Annotated in this window: 10 protein-coding genes and 1 tRNA gene; 4 read left to right on the top strand and 7 right to left on the bottom strand. The window is 59.3% G+C overall.

Features of this window, described 5'->3' with window-relative positions:
• Positions 1 to 6: 6 nt before the first annotated feature.
• Together O3S85_RS00365 and O3S85_RS00360 are read right to left on the bottom strand one after the other, a co-directional pair.
• Entirely contained in the window at positions 7 to 1,146 is a 1,140-nt protein-coding gene (locus O3S85_RS00365) for an alpha-hydroxy acid oxidase (protein ID WP_269536976.1), read from the bottom strand.
• Positions 1,147 to 1,287: 141 nt separating this feature from the next.
• Complete coding sequence (locus O3S85_RS00360) at positions 1,288 to 2,427, bottom strand: glycosyltransferase family 4 protein (RefSeq protein ID WP_269536975.1); 1,140 nt, start codon at positions 2,425 to 2,427, stop codon at positions 1,288 to 1,290.
• Positions 2,428 to 2,477: 50 nt separating this feature from the next.
• On the opposite strand from O3S85_RS00360, the gene miaA reads away from it, so the two are divergent.
• Positions 2,478 to 3,410 (top strand): tRNA (adenosine(37)-N6)-dimethylallyltransferase MiaA, encoded by a 933-nt coding sequence (gene miaA, locus O3S85_RS00355; protein WP_269536974.1) that lies wholly within the window; start codon positions 2,478 to 2,480, stop codon positions 3,408 to 3,410.
• A 220-nt stretch (positions 3,411 to 3,630) separates the two neighbouring features.
• On the opposite strand, the gene gdhA is transcribed toward miaA, so the two are convergent.
• Positions 3,631 to 4,968 (bottom strand): NADP-specific glutamate dehydrogenase, encoded by a 1,338-nt coding sequence (gene gdhA / locus O3S85_RS00350; RefSeq protein WP_269536973.1) that lies wholly within the window; start codon positions 4,966 to 4,968, stop codon positions 3,631 to 3,633.
• Positions 4,969 to 5,110: 142 nt separating this feature from the next.
• On the opposite strand from gdhA, the gene O3S85_RS00345 reads away from it, so the two are divergent.
• Both O3S85_RS00345 and O3S85_RS00340 read left to right on the top strand, forming a co-directional pair.
• Positions 5,111 to 7,561, top strand: coding sequence for a glycoside hydrolase family 3 C-terminal domain-containing protein (locus tag O3S85_RS00345; RefSeq protein WP_269536972.1), 2,451 nt, complete (start codon positions 5,111 to 5,113; stop codon positions 7,559 to 7,561).
• Positions 7,562 to 7,612: 51 nt separating this feature from the next.
• Positions 7,613 to 8,731 (top strand): LptF/LptG family permease, encoded by a 1,119-nt coding sequence (locus O3S85_RS00340; RefSeq protein WP_332107529.1) that lies wholly within the window; start codon positions 7,613 to 7,615, stop codon positions 8,729 to 8,731.
• Between the two features lie 89 nt (positions 8,732 to 8,820).
• Here the strand turns inward: O3S85_RS00340 and O3S85_RS00335 are convergent, their stop codons facing one another.
• The 3 genes from O3S85_RS00335 to O3S85_RS00325 all read right to left on the bottom strand — a co-directional run bounded on the left by O3S85_RS00335 (position 8,821) and on the right by O3S85_RS00325 (position 14,017).
• Complete coding sequence (locus O3S85_RS00335) at positions 8,821 to 9,825, bottom strand: dihydroorotate dehydrogenase-like protein (RefSeq protein ID WP_269536971.1); 1,005 nt, start codon at positions 9,823 to 9,825, stop codon at positions 8,821 to 8,823.
• An 86-nt stretch (positions 9,826 to 9,911) separates the two neighbouring features.
• Positions 9,912 to 13,487: a pyruvate:ferredoxin (flavodoxin) oxidoreductase gene (gene nifJ, locus O3S85_RS00330; protein ID WP_269536970.1), complete on the bottom strand. Its 3,576-nt coding sequence runs from the start codon at positions 13,485 to 13,487 to the stop codon at positions 9,912 to 9,914.
• A 456-nt stretch (positions 13,488 to 13,943) separates the two neighbouring features.
• Positions 13,944 to 14,017 (bottom strand) — tRNA-Gln (locus O3S85_RS00325).
• 112 nt (positions 14,018 to 14,129) lie between these two features.
• Here O3S85_RS00325 and O3S85_RS00320 point away from each other — a divergent pair.
• Positions 14,130 to 14,582 carry a MarR family winged helix-turn-helix transcriptional regulator gene (locus O3S85_RS00320; protein ID WP_269536969.1) on the top strand — a complete coding sequence of 151 codons (453 nt, stop codon included), beginning with the start codon at positions 14,130 to 14,132 and terminating at the stop codon, positions 14,580 to 14,582.
• On the opposite strand, the gene xerD is transcribed toward O3S85_RS00320, so the two are convergent.
• The gene (xerD, locus tag O3S85_RS00315; protein WP_269536968.1) at positions 14,583 to 15,494 is read right to left on the bottom strand and encodes a site-specific tyrosine recombinase XerD; all 912 of its coding nucleotides are present in this window, start codon (positions 15,492 to 15,494) and stop codon (positions 14,583 to 14,585) included.
• Positions 15,495 to 15,510: the final 16 nt, after the last annotated feature.

Here is a 15,510-nt window from a genome sequence, read left to right as displayed (position 1 = left end):
AACCGCCTACGGCTTGATCAAGTGCTTGGGCAGGTCTTCGATGGTTTCGCAGCCGATCTGCTCCATCACTTGCTGGAGCTGACGCTTTAAAATGCTGATGGCTTGGTCGCCGCCCTTGGAGCCCATCGCGCAGACACCAAACATCGGCGCGCGGCCGCAGAACACGAAGTCCGCGCCGCAGGCGAGGCTGGCCGCGATGTCTGGGCCGGAGCGAATGCCGCTGTCCATCATCAGCTTTACCTTACCCTTGAATTCCTTGGCGAGGTTGGCCAGTGGCTTGATCGTGGACTGGCCGGGATCGAGCTGACGGCCACCATGATTGGAGACGATCATGCCGTCCACGCCGAGCGCGATAGCCTTGGCCGCGTCTTCGGGATTCACGATGCCTTTGACGACGAGATTGCCCTTCCAACGCTCGCGAATGGCGCTGATCTTGGCCTCGGTCAGGCGACCGGAGAAAGTCTTGTTCATGAACAGACCGAGGTGCTTCATGGTGAGCCCCTTCGGAATGTAGGGCTTCATCGTTTTGAACTCCGGCGAACCGGCGGCCAACTGGCTGAAGGACCACGTCGGCTTCGTGCACATTTGGTAAATGTTGCGCGCGGTCATGCGCGGCGGAATCGACAGACCGTTGCGGATTTCCTTCGGGCGGTAAGCGAACGTCGGCGTGTCGGCAAGGATGACCAGCGTCTTGCAGCCGGCGTCCCACGCGCGCTGGAGCAGCTTGTCCCGCAGCTCGTCTTCGGCCGGGTGGTAGAGCTGGAACCAGAAATCGCCGTCGGTGATCTTGGCAATGTCCTCAATGCTGGCGGTGCCCACCGTGCTCAGGCAAAACGGGATGTTGTGATCCTTGGCGGCCTGGGCGAGGATCTCGCACGAGCGCGGCCACATCAGCCCCTGCAGGCCCACGGGCGCAATGCCGAACGGCGCATCATACTTTTTGCTAAACAGCTCAACCTCCTGCGAGGCCCCCTTGAAGTCGCGCAAGTAGTGCGGCATGAATTGCACTTCGCGGATGTCCGAGGTGTTGCGCGCCAGGTTGATTTCGGAAAAGCAACCGCCGGCGAGGTAATCGTAGGCAAAACCCGGCATGCGCTGCTTGGCGCGCTGGGCGAGCCACTCGATCGAAGGATAACGGGAGTCCATGGGCAGATTTGAACTGGTGAAATGAGGGTGCGTCAGGGCCACGCTCCGTCAGAAGCTGGCTGAATAATGCCCATGAACATGAAGCTTCTCGCGCGACGAATCAATCAAAACCGCGCACGATTTGGAAGATTTTGAAAGATATTAGGCGTTTTCTTTCAACTGCGCAAGCGCGGCGACCTCGTCCGCGTAGCCCTTGATGATCGAGCCCCAAGACAGGGATTGCGCCTTAGCGCGGGCATTCTGGCGGATTTCGGGGAAGCGCGCCTCCTGGTCGAGCAGCCGGTCGACCGAACCAAGGAAAGCCTGCTCATCTTTGAAGGGTGCCTTAAAGCCGTTCTCGCCGTCGACCACATGGTGATGCGCGGCGGCGTAGTCGTAGCCGAGCACGATCATTTCGCTGGCCATGGCTTCGGTCAGCACGTTGCCAAAGGTCTCCGTGGTGCTGCCAAAGAGAAAGAAATCACCCGAGGCGTAGTGCTGCGCCAACTCCTCACCACGCCGCATGCCGGCAAAGATAATTTCGGGGTGCTTCTTTTCTAAACCGGCTCGTTCGGGGCCATCGCCCACCACAACGAGCTTGGCCTTGGGCAGGCGCTTTTTGAGACGTTCGTAAGCGGCAATGGTCAGCGGGATATTTTTCTCCGCCGCCACCCGGCCCACATAAACCACTACCGGGTCGCCGTTCTGCGCGCCCCAGCTTTGGCGAAGCTCATCGCTGCGACGGTGCTTGCCAAACAGCTCGGTGTCGACGCCGCGACTAAAGATTTTTACGTTTTTAAAGCCGTATTTCTCCAGGTCGTCGACCGTGGCCTGCGACGGCACAAAGGTGGCCAGCGTGCGGTTGTGAAACCAGCGGAAGTAGGCCATCAGCCAGTTGGCCACGAAGGAGTAATTGTAGTGGTCGCCGTAGGTGTGGAAATTCGTGTGAAAGCTCGTCACGACCGGGATGCCCAGCTTGCGCGCGATATTGAGCGCCGACAGCCCCAGCATGCCCTCAGTGGCGACATGGATTACGTCCGGGCGATTCTCGGTCCAGAGTTTCTTCAGCTTTCCGCCGGAAAACCAGCCAAACTGCAGGTCGGCATAGCCAGGGATCGGCACCCCCGGCACCATGTGAACCGGATAATCCGGTGCCGGGCCAGTGTCGTCGATTTTCTGCTTGGGCCGGACTAGCTCGACCTGATGCCCTTGCAGAATGAGATTGTTGACCAGGCGCTCCAGCGTCATCGCGACGCCGTTCACTTCCGGAGGATACGTTTCGGTTACAAGTACCAGCTTCATCGCGATTGAAGAAAGAAAAGGCGTGACTACGCGATATGCGCTAGTTTGTCATGCCATTACGCCCCGTGTCACACACAATTTACATTTTGGCCGGCCCCACCGCCGTTGGCAAAACCGCCCTCGCACTCGACTGGGCGGAGGCCCACGGCGCGGAAATCGTCAACGCTGACGCCCTACTTTTCTACCGCGGTATGGATATCGGCACCGCCAAGCCCTCCCGCGAGGAAATGGCCCGCGTGCCGCACCACCTGATCGACATCCAGCCCGTGCGCGAGGCGTATTCGATCAAGGATTACGTGACCGCCGCCCAAACCGTGGTCGGCGACTTGGCGCAACGTGGCAAAAAAATCCTCGTCGTCGGTGGCAGCGGTTTTTACCTGCGCTGTTACTACGCGCCGGTGGTCGACGGCATTGAGCCCGACCCGGCGATTCGCGCTCAAGTCGAGCAACTGGAAGCCAAGGCCGGGCTAGTTGGGTTGCTCGAACAGCTCGATGCGCTCAACCCCGACGGCACGGGTGAGCTCCACCGCGAGAACCCCCGCCGCGTGGCCCGCGCACTGGAGCGCTGCCTGATCTCCGGCAAGACTCTACGTGAACTAGAGGCCGACTTCGCCGCACGCCCCGGCCCATTTGATGCCTTTGCCAAGCGCAGCGTGCTCCTGCTCCGCGACAACTCCGAGCTCCACCCCCGCGTGGAGCATCGCACCCAAGCCATGCTCGACGCTGGTCTGATTGACGAAGTCCTGCGCCTCCGCGCCGACGGCCTGGAGGAAAATTCCCCCGCGGCGAACTCCATCGGCTATCGTGAAACCCTGGCCTGGCTCGACGCTGGCAGCCACGATCGCGACGCGCTCGCCGAAGCAATCAACCTCTCCACCCGCCGCCTCATCGCCAAGCAGCGCAAGTGGTTCCGCAACCAGTTCGCCCCCGATCAGATCATTGAGGGAGATGCCACTGCCGAAGCACTGACGGTGTTTGAGTGATAGCTCAACTCAAGTCGGCGAGATGTGTATCTATCACATTCATGCGCTCTTCGGAATGTAGGGCTCGCGCTTGCGCGATGCCGCCATTGCCTCGCCGCCAGCAGGGTGCGGCATCGCGCAAGCGCGAGCCCTACAGCTAAACGCGGTCTCAATTATTTCGTCTCGCTAGCTGCGCTCTCTTCGTTGCCTTCTGTGCAAACAATCGCCTTGCTGGACTTCGCTAGATCAAGCCGTGGCTGATCATGGCCTGGGCGACGCGTAGGAAGCCGGCTATGTTCGCGCCGGCAGCGTAGTCCGTGGGCGTGGCGTATTTCTCAGCGTAGTGCGTGCACTGGCTAAAGATGCGCTGCATGATCTTTTGCAGCTCGTGGTCGACCTGCTTGAAAGTCCATTGTTCGAGGCCAGCGTTTTGCTGCATCTCCAGTGCGGAGACGGCGACGCCGCCGGCGTTGGCCGCCTTGGCCGGGCCGAACAAGATTCCGGCTGCGCGAAAGGCCTCCATCGCATCGGGGGTGCAGGGCATGTTCGCGCCTTCGCAGATGAGCTGCACGCCATTGTCGATGAGCTCCTTGGCGTCCTTGCCATCGAGTTCGTTTTGCGTGGCGCAGGGGAACGCGAGGTCACACGGCACGTTCCAGACTTTGGCCCCGAGCCGGAAAGTCGCGTCACGGTGATGGTCGCAATAGGCGCGAATATGCTTCCGCTCCACTTCGGCGAGGTGCTTGATGACGCTCACGTCGATGCCGTCCTCATGATAAAGCGTGCCGGTGATGTCCGAACAGGCGACGACTTTGGCCCCAAGCTCGGTCAGCTTCTTCATCGCGTAGGTGGCAACGTTACCTGCGCCAGAGACGATTACCCGCTTGCCCTCCACGCTTTCGCCACGTGTCTTGAGCATCTCCTGGGTGAAGTAAACCACGCCGTAACCGGTGGCCTCCATGCGGGCCAGCGAGCCGCCCCACCCCACGCTTTTGCCGGTAAGCACGCCCATTTCGTAGCGATTCGTCAGGCGTTTGTATTGGCCAAAAAGGTAGCCGATCTCGCGCGCGCCGACGCCCATATCGCCCGCGGGCACGTCACGCTGTTCCCCGATGTGGCGGTAAAGTTCACTCATGAAGGCCTGGCAAAAGCGCATGACCTCGTCGTCACTTTTGCCGTAGGGCTCGAATTCTGCCCCGCCTTTGCCACCGCCGATGTTGAGGCCCGTTAGGCTATTTTTAAAGACCTGCTCAAAGCCCAGGAATTTCATGACGCCCATATTGACGACTGGCTGGAATCGCAGACCGCCCTTGTAGGGCCCGAGCACGCTGGAAAATTCGATGCGGAACCCCCGCGTGCTGCGCACCTTGCCGTCATCGCCGCGCCAGACAACGCGAAAGATAACCTGGCGTTCCGGCTCGCACATGCGCTCCAGCAAATTGAGGTCCTCGATCTCGGGGTGTTCGGCCAGAATGGGCTCCAAGGTGGTGATGACTTCGCGGACAGCTTGCAGGAAGACCGGCTCGCTGTGATTGCGCTTTTCGACGGTCTCAAGAGTTTGGGCGATATAGGGGTGCATAAATCGTTTCTAGCTGAAGTTTCCAAGACACTAAAGCAATAAGTTAATATATCGCCCTGAATCACGCACCATTAACCGAATAAAAGGATTGGCAAATCTTCAGCTATAACTAACGTTTGATCCAACGATATCCCTGCCTTTTATGTCTGTTGATAAAATCGCTGTTCCCCCGCTTGAAGAACAACTAAGGCTGTTTGCCGGCCTTGATGCCTGGAATTTCCCCGGCGTGCCTTCCATGGACATTCCGCCCATGCAGGTCGCCGACTGTGGCCACGGTGTCACCCTGGTTGCCCCGCCCTACGGCAGCGCCAGTTGCTTTCCGACTTCGGTGGGGATGGCGGCGACTTGGAACCCCGCGCTGATCGAGGAAGTTGGTGCCGCCCTGGGCCGCGAAACCCGCGCCAAAAACTGCCGCATGCTGTTGGGCCCGATGGTCAATCTGCATCGCCTGCCCTGTGGCGGGCGCAACTACGAGACCTTTTCCGAAGACCCCGTCCTTGCGGGCAAAATGGCCAGCGCGATCATTCGCGGCATTCAATCGGAGGGAACCTCGGCCTGCATCAAGTCTTTCGCCTGCAACAACCAGCAGTTTGATCAGAAAAAGATCAGTGCCGAAGTCGACCCGCGCACCCTGCGCGAACTGTATTTAAAGATCTTCGCCATCGCCTTTCGCGAAGCCGATCCGTGGGCGGTGATGACCTGCTATAACCCGATCAATGGCGAATACCCAGGTGACAGCCGTGAGTGGCTGCAAGGCGTGCTTCGCGACGAGATGGGCTTCGATGGATTCATTGTTTCAGATTGGACCGCCTTGCAGGGCGAAGGCGCGATCCAATCCAGCTGCGATATGGAAATGCCCGGCCCGGGCAAGGTGCTCACCGCCGAACGCCTGCGTGACGCGCTCGATCGCGGCCTTATCGACGAAGCCGAGATCCAGCGCCGTATGCAGCGCTTAATCGACCTTTACGAAAAATGCGAACCCGCCCGCAAAGGCGAGCGCTACTCCCCCCCCGAGCTGGATTCCCCTCGCCACCGCGCGGTTGCCCAGCGCGCCGCCGAAGAGGCGATTACCTTACTTAAAAACGACGGAGCGGTGCTCCCGCTGGACCGCAGCCGGATCAAGCGTCTCGCCGTGATCGGCCCCAACGCCGCCAATGCGCGCCTCGGCGGCGGCGGCAGTGCGTCCGTCAGCCCGTATTTTTCGATCAGCCCGCTGCAAGGCATACGCGATCTGGTGGGCGATGATGCGGAGGTGCTCTTTGCCGAAGGCTGCTCCCAGGGAAGCAATCTGCCTACGGTGCATGCCGATTATCTCGCCCCTTCTGGAAGCGACTTCGGCAAGGGCCTGACGGCCGAATACTTTGAGGTGAAAAAGTTCCTCGCCGACGATGCCCCCAGCGTTACTCAGACCGATGCGCAGATCGACTTTTCCTGGGGCTGGGCATCCCCCGCCACCGGCCTGCCGCGCAACGATTACGTGGTCCGCTGGACCGGAAAACTCCGCCTGCCCCAGCCCGGCAAATACCGCTTCTCCATCGCCACCCAGGAAGGAATAGGCCGTGTCGATTTCGACGGCGAGACCGTCATCGATTGCTGGAATGACTTCGACGAGGGCAATTTCGAAAGCGCCTATGCCAACCTATCAGGCGAGTTTGAGCTGGAGATTACCAAAGCCCGCGAAGTCGAGCTGCTCGTCATTTACCGCAAAACCAAGACCCGTGGCGGCATGCACTTTGGCTGGGAGACGCCCTTTAGCCAGGACCCGATTGAAGAAGCCGTCGAGCTGGCAAAAACCTGCGACGCCGTCGTCATCGCCGGCGGCTTAAGCAACCAATTTGAGGGTGGAGCCTGCGACCGAAAATTCTTCGAACTACCCGGTCGCCAGGCTGAGCTAATCCGCCGTGTGGCCGCCGCCAATCCCCAGACCGTGGTCGTGCTCAAGAACGGCACGCCCGTCGATTACCGCGACTGGCTGGACAGCGTTCCTGCGCTGCTGGAGGCCTACTACCCCGGGCAAGCCGGTGGTGCCGCGATTGCAAACGTGCTCTTTGGCGAGGTCAACCCCAGCGGCAAGCTGCCCGACACCCACCCAAACTGCTGGGAGGAGGTTCCCAGCATGCATTATTATCCCGGTGAAAACGGAAAAACCGACTACGGCGAGGGCCTGATGGTCGGCTATCGTCACTACGATACAGCGGGGCTCGCGCCGGTGTTTCCCTTTGGCTTCGGGCTGTCCTACACGACGTTTGAGATTGGCGCTCCCCAGTTGGTCGGCACGCTCCACGAAGGCGGAGAAATCGCCCTGACCGTTCCAGTGACCAACACCGGCGACCGCGCGGGCAAGGAAGTCGTGCAAATATATCTGGAGTGGGTTAACCCGCCAGCCGGCCGACCACCGCGTGCGTTGATCGACTTCGCCAAGGTGAAAGTGGCTCCCGGCGAGACCCGGGAGGCGATGTTTGCCATCCCCTACCGCGAGCTGCTGACCTACAATCCCGCCAGCGCCGCCTGGGAGCTGGAGCACCACGAGTTTAACATCTGCGTGGGCAACTCGTCCCGCAGCCTGCAACGCATCCCCCTGCCGCTGAATTAAAGTCGCGTTTCCTCGCTTTACTCGCAGCGCGGTAGTGCACAATCTTGCCGCATCCGATTACACCGATACATATTTGGGCAATTACTTTTAGCGGGCGCGATGGCGGTGGCCGTCTTTGTGTTCGTGCTCGTCTTCTTTAAGATGATCAAGGTCGTCGGCGGGCCGTTGGCCAATGGCCAGATCTCCGGCGAAATGTTCTTCTACCTGATCGGCATCACGATTCCGGTCATGCTGCCCTACGCCCTCCCCCTGGGCCTGCTGACGGCGATCCTGCTCGTGCTGGGCCGTCTCTCGGCGCAGAATGAAATCGTCGCCATGAAGGCGGCGGGCCTCAGCCTCTGGCGGATTACCGCGCCGGTCTTTGCCCTGGCCTTACTGGGGGTGGTGCTCTCAGGCGTGATCAATGTTTACTACGCACCCATTGCCGACACCGCGTTTCGCACCACGCTGCAGGGTGCCGTGAAGACGGACCCGCTCAGCTTCTTTGCGCCGCGCACATTCGTGAAGGACTTTCCTGGCTACATAATCTTCACCGAGCGCCGCGAAGGCAACGAGCTGAGAGAAATCCACGTGTGGGAGCTCGACGATAAATGGCGCGCCCAACGCCAGCTACAAGGTGAACGCGCCTTGCTGGACTTTGACGAAGGTACCACCGAGATCGTGCTGACCGTGTTTGACGCCAACGTCCAGCTAATGGACCCCGACACTCCGGCCAATCTTGCGGATATGCCCATTCTGGAGTTTGAGCGCTCGGAGTTCCGCCTGTCCCTCGCCGACATTCTCGGCGATAAGAAACAGACCAAGCTGTCGATCAAAGCCATCGACGAACTGATGGAGCTGCGGCAGGCGGCGATTAACTCCGATGCCGAGGATGCCTTCGAAAAACGCATTGAGCTGCAGACGGCGATTCAGAAGAAGTTTTCGTTCTCCTTTGCCGTGCTTTCGCTGTCGCTGGTGGCGATCCCGCTCGGCATCAAGGCCAGCCGCACCGAGACCTATGCCAACTTTGCCTTGGCGTTGCTACTGGCCATTTCCTACTTCGTCGTGTTCATCTTCTGCTCGTGGTTGGAAAAACACCCCACGATGCGACCGGATTTACTGATCTGGGTACCCAATTTCGCTTATCAGGCGCTCGGTGGATACCTTTTCTGGCGCGCAAGCCGACGGTAATCGAAGCGCCGCAGCGCATATAAAATCATGCGTGGCCAACGCGCCGGATCAGCCCTCAACTCAACGGGAACTGATATCCCATAATCGCCTCAAACAGACGCTTTGGGCTCCCATGATTGCAGGATTCGAACGTAGTTGCCACGCTCGATAATTTCGGGATTTGGCGCATGTTGGTAACTCATGCTGCCCTTCAATTGCGCGAGGGATTCGTATTCATGCGCCTCCAGCCAATCGCTGAGCTCACGGCGCAGCGACTCAAGCCGCCCCACCCCGTGGGTCAGCAGTTCGGAAACGATTTGCACGACGTCCGCGCCACACATCAGCGCCTTGATGGCGTCATCACGCGTGTGCACGCCGCCAGTGCAGGCGAGGTCCAGCTGATTGCGCCCAAAGAGCACTGCCAGCCAACGCAACCGGAGCAGCAGATCCGATGAGTCCGACAGGGCGAGCGTGGACGTAAGCTCCAGCTCCTCGATGTCAATATCCGGCTGGTAAAAGCGGTTAAAGAGCACCAGGCCCTTGGCTCCCGCATCTTCCAGCCGACGCGCGAAGTGTCCCAGCGAAGTGAAGAACGGTGAGAGCTTCACCGCCACCGGGATGTCGATAGTTCCGCAGACGGACTTCACGATCTCCTCCAGGCGGGTTTCCACATTGTCCGCGGTTTCGTAGGTCACATGCGGCTGGTAATACAGATTGAGCTCCAGCGCGTCGGCACCGGCCTTTTCGATCTCCCGCGCAAAGTGTGACCAGCCGCTCAAATGCGTGCCATTGAGCGAGGCAATGATCGGTGTATCGACCGCTGCCTTAGCCGCCGCCAGGTGCGCCAAATACTCGTCCGGCCCGTAGTGATACTCCACTTCTTTCGGGAAATAGCTCTCCGCCTCGGCAAAGCTTTCCTCATGCGCAAAGACGTGCGCATCGAGCCCCTCCTCATGGTGCACGACCTGCTCTTCAAAAAGCGAGTGCAGGGTGATCGCGGCCGCGCCAGCATCTTCTGCCTGTCGCACGCGGTCGAGGTTGGAGGCCAGCGGCGACGCGCCCAGAATGAACGGATGGGCCAACTCCAGCCCGAGGTATTGCGTGGTGAGATTCATGGGAAATGCAAAATTATGAATTCAAAATGCAAAATCAGAATGGCTGCCTGTTAGCCTTTTTGAATTTTGCATTTATCATTTTGAATTTAAATCGGTGCCCCGGTGTCGGGTTTGGGTTTGTTGACCTGGGCAAGGTTTTCATAGAGCCGGCGTTGATCGCCGTCGATTGCCTCGGCCCGGTTGATCAAGTCCTTCGAGCGCGCGGGGTTGACTTGAGCCAATGCGCGGTAGCGGACCTCGTTGTCCACGTATTCCTTGAGGGATTTTTTCGCGGACTTGCTATCCAGTTGTAGCGCGGGCTCGCCCTGCTCCAGCCTTCTTGGATCGTGGCGGTAGAGCGGCCAGTGCCCGCTGTCCACGGCCAACTTTTGCTGTTGTAGGCCGAAGTTGAGGTTATATCCGTGGGCGATGCAGTGGCTGTAGGCGATGACCAGGCTCGGCCCGTCAAAGCTTTCTGCCTCATCGAAGGCCTGGATGACCTGCCGCTCGCTCGCGCCCATGGCGATCTTGGCCACGTAAACATTTTGATAACCCATCGCGATGAGACCGAGGTCTTTCTTGGGAGTTTCTTTTCCGCCAGCGGCAAACTTCGCCACCGCGCCCATCGGTGTGGACTTCGAGGCTTGGCCGCCAGTGTTGGAGTAAACCTCCGTATCGAGCACCAGGATGTTGACGTTGCGCCCGCTGGCCAGGACGTGGTCGAGGCCGCCGAAGCCGATGTCGTAGGCCCAGCCATCGCCCCCGACACCCCACACACTCTTGCGGACCAGGAAGTCGGCAAAGGTCAGCAGCCGCTTGGCCGCTGGGTCATCGATGCCGGCCAGCTTACGCTTGAGCTCGGCCACGCGGTCGCGTTGGGCGAAGACGGACATCTCGTCCTTCTGGTGGCTCATCAGGATTTCGCGGGCCAGCATGTCGCCGACTTGTGGCGCGAATTGCTCCAGTAGGCGGCGGGCGATTTCCGTCTTTTTATCGACGGCCAACCGCATGCCCATGGTGAACTCCGCGTTGTCCTCGAAGAGCGAATTACTCCAGGCCGGGCCGCGGCCGTTCTCGTCGGTCGTGTAAGGCGTGGTGGGCAAATTGCCCCCGTAGATGGACGAGCACCCGGTCGCGTTGGCGATGAGCAGGCGGTCGCCGAAGAGCTGAGTGAGCAGCTTCAAGTAAGGCGTTTCACCGCAGCCCGCGCAGGCACCCGAGAACTCAAAGAGCGGTTCGCGCAGTTGCGTATCGCGAGTGCTCAAGCCCAGCTCGGTACGCTCGGGGCGAGGCAGTTCCTGGAAGAAATCCCAGCGCTTCTTTTCCAACGCCACAGTTTCCTGATACGGCCGCATGTTGATGGCTTTCTCGCGCGGGTTGGCTTTGTTTTTGGCCGGGCAAGCGGTCACGCAGAGCCCGCAGCCAGTGCAGTCCTCCGGCGCAACCTGGATCGTATAGCGGTGCCCGGCGATCTTGCGGTCCTTAAACGGCGCGGAGAGAAAATCGTCCGGCGCTTCGTCGAGCGCGCTTTCGGGATAATGCTTGCAGCGGATCGTCGCGTGCGGGCAGACGAGCGCGCACTTGCCGCACTGGATGCAAACATCGGGGTCCCAGACGGGAATTTCCGTGGCGATATTGCGCTTTTCCCATTGGCTGGTTGCACAGGGCCATGTGCCGTCGACCGGGAAGGCCGAGACGGGCAGCTTGTCGCCATCGCCCTGCAGCATGACGCCGGTCACGCGTTGAACGAAGTCTGGTGCCTCCGCCGCCACCGCCGGTGGGAAGGCTATGGAGGAGTTGGCGGCGGCGGGGAGGTCTACCAGGTAAAGTGAGCTGAGCGCCATGTCCACGGCGGCGAAGTTTTTCTCCACAATCGCCGGGCCTTTGCGCATGTAAGTCTTCTCGATGGCACCCTTGATCTTCGCAATGGCTTCATCCTTCGGCAGGATGCCCGAGATCGCGAAAAAGCAGGTCTGCATAATGGTGTTAGTGCGCCCGCCCATGCCGGCCTTGCGCGCCACGGCGTAGGCGTCGATCGTGTAGAGCTCGAGACGCTTTTCGATCAGCGTTTGCTGCACCTCAAAGGGCAGCTTAGCCCAGATTTTCTCCGGCGGGAACGGCGAGTTCATCAGGACCGTTGCCCCGGGCGAGGCGTATTTGAGCACGTCGTATTTCGTGACGAACTGCCACTGATGAATGCCGACAAAGTTCGCGCTCTCGACCAAGTATGGCGCTTTGATTTGCTTCGGCCCAAAGCGTAGGTGGCTGACCGTCATCGCGCCGCTTTTCTTGGAATCGTAAACAAAGTAAGCCTGCGCGCAGTTGTCCGTTTCCTCCCCAATAATCTTGATGGTGTTCTTGTTCGCGCCGACGGTGCCATCGCTGCCAAGGCCGATGAAGACGGCGGAGAACTGGTCCCCGTAAGCAACCTGAAAGTCTTCATCGACCGGCAGTGAACGGTGGGTGACATCATCAACAATACCCACGGTGAAATGGTTGATCGGCTCGGGGTCGAGCAGGTTATCGAAAACCGCTTTGGCCATCGCCGGGTTAAATTCCTTGCTGCCCAGGCCATAGCGCCCGGCGATAACAGCGGGCTCGGCGTCGAGCTTGCCCAGGTCCTTCGCCTCGCGCAGCGCGGTAATGACGTCTTGATAAAGCGGTTCGCCGAGCGCGCCAGGCTCTTTTGTGCGGTCCAGCACGGCGATGCGTTGCACCGTTTTCGGCAGCGCTTCGACGAAGTGCTGCAGCGACCACGGGCGGAAAAGTCTGACCGCCAGCACGCCGACTTTGCGCCCCTCTGCATTGAGCGCATCGGCGGCTTGCTGGCAGGTCTCTACCCCTGAACCCATCACGATGACGACGTCGGTCGCATCGTCGGGCCCACTATACTCAAACAAATCATAACGCCGGCCGGTCAGCTCGGCAAACTGCGCCATCACCCGCTCGACGATCTCAGGCAGCGCGTCGTAAAAGCCATTGGCCGCTTCGCGCGCCTGGAAAAACACATCCGGGTTTTGTGCAGTGCCGCGGATCATCGGCGCGTCCGGCGTTAACCCGCGGTCATGGAAGGCCTTCAGCGCATCGCGGTCGATCAGTTGGTCGAGCACGTCGTTGCTCAGCGGCTCGTAGGTGTTTATCTCGTGCGAGGTGCGGAAGCCGTCAAAGAAGTGCAGAAACGGCACCCGTGATTTCAAAGTGACCGCGTGGGCGATTGCGGCGAAATCCTGCGCCTCCTGCACGCTGTTGGAGCAAAGCATCGCAAAGCCGGTCTGGCGGCAGGCCATCACATCCGAATGATCGCCAAAGATCGACAGCGCATGCGTCGCCAGGCTACGGGCGGTTACGTGCAGCACGAAGGGCGTCAGCTCGCCGGCGATCTTATACATGTTGGGGATCATCAGCAGAAGCCCCTGCGACGCAGTAAAGCTCGTGGCCAGTGTGCCGGCGGTCAGCGCACCGTGGAGCGCCCCAGCGACCCCGCCCTCGCTCTGCATTTGAACGACCGTGGGAATGTCCCCCCACAGGTTCTTTTTACCCGCCTGCGACCATTCGTCGGAAAGCTCGGCCATGGGGGTCGACGGCGTGATGGGATAGATCGCGATGTTCTCGCTGAGTCGATAGGCCACCGACGCTGCTGCCTCATTGGCGTCGGTGATGGCAAATACGTTTGGCTTATTCATGGTTGCTTTACGATTAGAAAAACTAACTAATCAAAACAAACAGCGCAAGCAAAACTAATGGTAATTTTGATTTTATTTAGCAATTTTACTAAGGTATAAATTTTCAGACACGAAAAAGCCCGCGCCTTATGGAAGACGTGGGTTGCGTGATTGAAAATTTAACGAATCAGCAAGAACTGCCTTCTGCGCGTAGCAAATTCTGAGGATAAATCCGCTTTCAAGGGTCAACTAAACGCGGGTTTCGCAAGTCCTTCGGACCGACTGCGCTGCGCTTCGTCGTCTAATCAAACCCCTTGGGCAACTCACGCACTTGGCTCTCGAATTGTTCCAGTTTGTTCCACGAAAACGGGAATATAAGAGCACAGCACGCCAAATAATTCCAAAACCATCCCCTTTCAAAGCTCCTCAGAACCGCTAAAAATCGGCTTCAACGCCTTTATTGAAGCTGTGCTTTGGTGGCAGGCCCGCAGGGACTCGAACCCCGACAGAAGGAACCAGAATCCTTAGTGCTACCATTACACCACGGGCCTAGCAAAGCCGGAGAAAATCTCGACTATGCACGCCGGCGTCAAGCGAAATTCTGTCACCGAAATGGTACTCATTCATCTTGATATCTAGAGATTTCTGGCGTTAGTTAACACTATGTCAGACGCTCCGGATACCTCAGCCCCGCACTTGTGGTTGGTTTGCTGGAAGGCCTACCGCGCCATCGAGCAACGAGACCGGCAGAGCATCAAGGAGCAAGGCTTCGATGGCCTGAGTGACTTTGCCGTGCTGGAAGTGCTTTTGCATAAAGGCCCGCAGCCCGTGAATACCATTGGCCGACGGGTCATGCTGACCAGCGGCTCGATTACCGCCGCGGTCGACCGGGCGGAGAAAAAGGGCTACGTCGAGCGTCGCCCCTCTCCCAAAGATCGCCGCGTAGTCGAGGTCCACCTGACGCCCGAGGGCAGAGCGCACATTGCCAATGCCTATGAAAAACACGCTGGAGCGCTGGAAGAGATTTTCGGCGAATTGTCGAAAGATGAGCGCCTCCAGATCTACCACCTGATGAAGAAAGTCGGCCGACGCGCGGAAGCTCTGGCTAGCGAATGATCAGGTCTGGTTGCGCGGGTGGTGCTTGTCATGCGCGGCGGTCAGCGATTGACCGCGAACGAAAGTGTAAATCTGGGTCGTTGCGATATCCGCATGTCCCAGCATTTCTTGAATCGCGCGTAAATCAGCCCCGCCCTCCAGCAAGTGCGTGGCAAATGAATGCCGCAGCAGGTGGGGCTTTACCGGCTTTTCAATACCGGCCAACAGTGCGGTCTTTTTAATCATCACCCAAAACGTTTTCCGCGAAAGCGCCCTGCCCCACTGGCTCAGGAAAAGTTCGCTGCCGGTCCGTGGTTTCACGAGCTTTGGGCGGGCAACCTCCAGGTAACGCTCCAGCGCCTCAATTGCCGGTTTACCCAGTGGCACCACCCGTTCCTTCGAGCCCTTACCTGTCACCCGGAGCAAGCCGGACTCCAGATCAATCGCCTGTAGCGAGACGTTACACAGCTCGCTGACACGTAGCCCGCTGGAATACATCAGCTCCAGCATCGCGCGATCGCGCAGGCCCTGGGGCGTCGTTTCATCAGGAGCGCGGAGCAGGCGGTCGACCTCATCTGGCGACAGCGCACCGGGCAACTTGCGGCTCAACCGCGGACCACGCACCAGCTCGGAAAACACATCCTGCCGCCAGCGCTCGCTAACCAGGTGCTTCGCCAAGCCGCGGACGGCGGTCAGCTTACGCGCAAGGCTGGACACGGCGTATTCCTCGTCACTCAGAGAGCCAATCCAATCCGACAGGTGCTCACCTTGAACCGCCTGCCAATCCGCGACATTTTGCGCAACCAGAAACGCGATAAACTGCCGTAAATCGCCCTCATACCCCATCAGGGTATGATCCGCCAAACCGCGCTCTAATTGCAGCGTCGCTAAAAAGCTCTGCAAGGCATCTTCAAAGGCTGCGGCACGGCTCATATGGCTGCATCATCTA

The organism is Cerasicoccus sp. TK19100 (genome assembly GCF_027257155.1).
In the GTDB taxonomy this organism is placed as follows: Bacteria; Verrucomicrobiota; Verrucomicrobiia; order Opitutales; family Cerasicoccaceae; genus Cerasicoccus; species Cerasicoccus fimbriatus.
The sequence above is the reverse complement of the archived record's forward strand: the minus strand, read 5'-3'. Positions and strand labels throughout refer to the sequence as shown.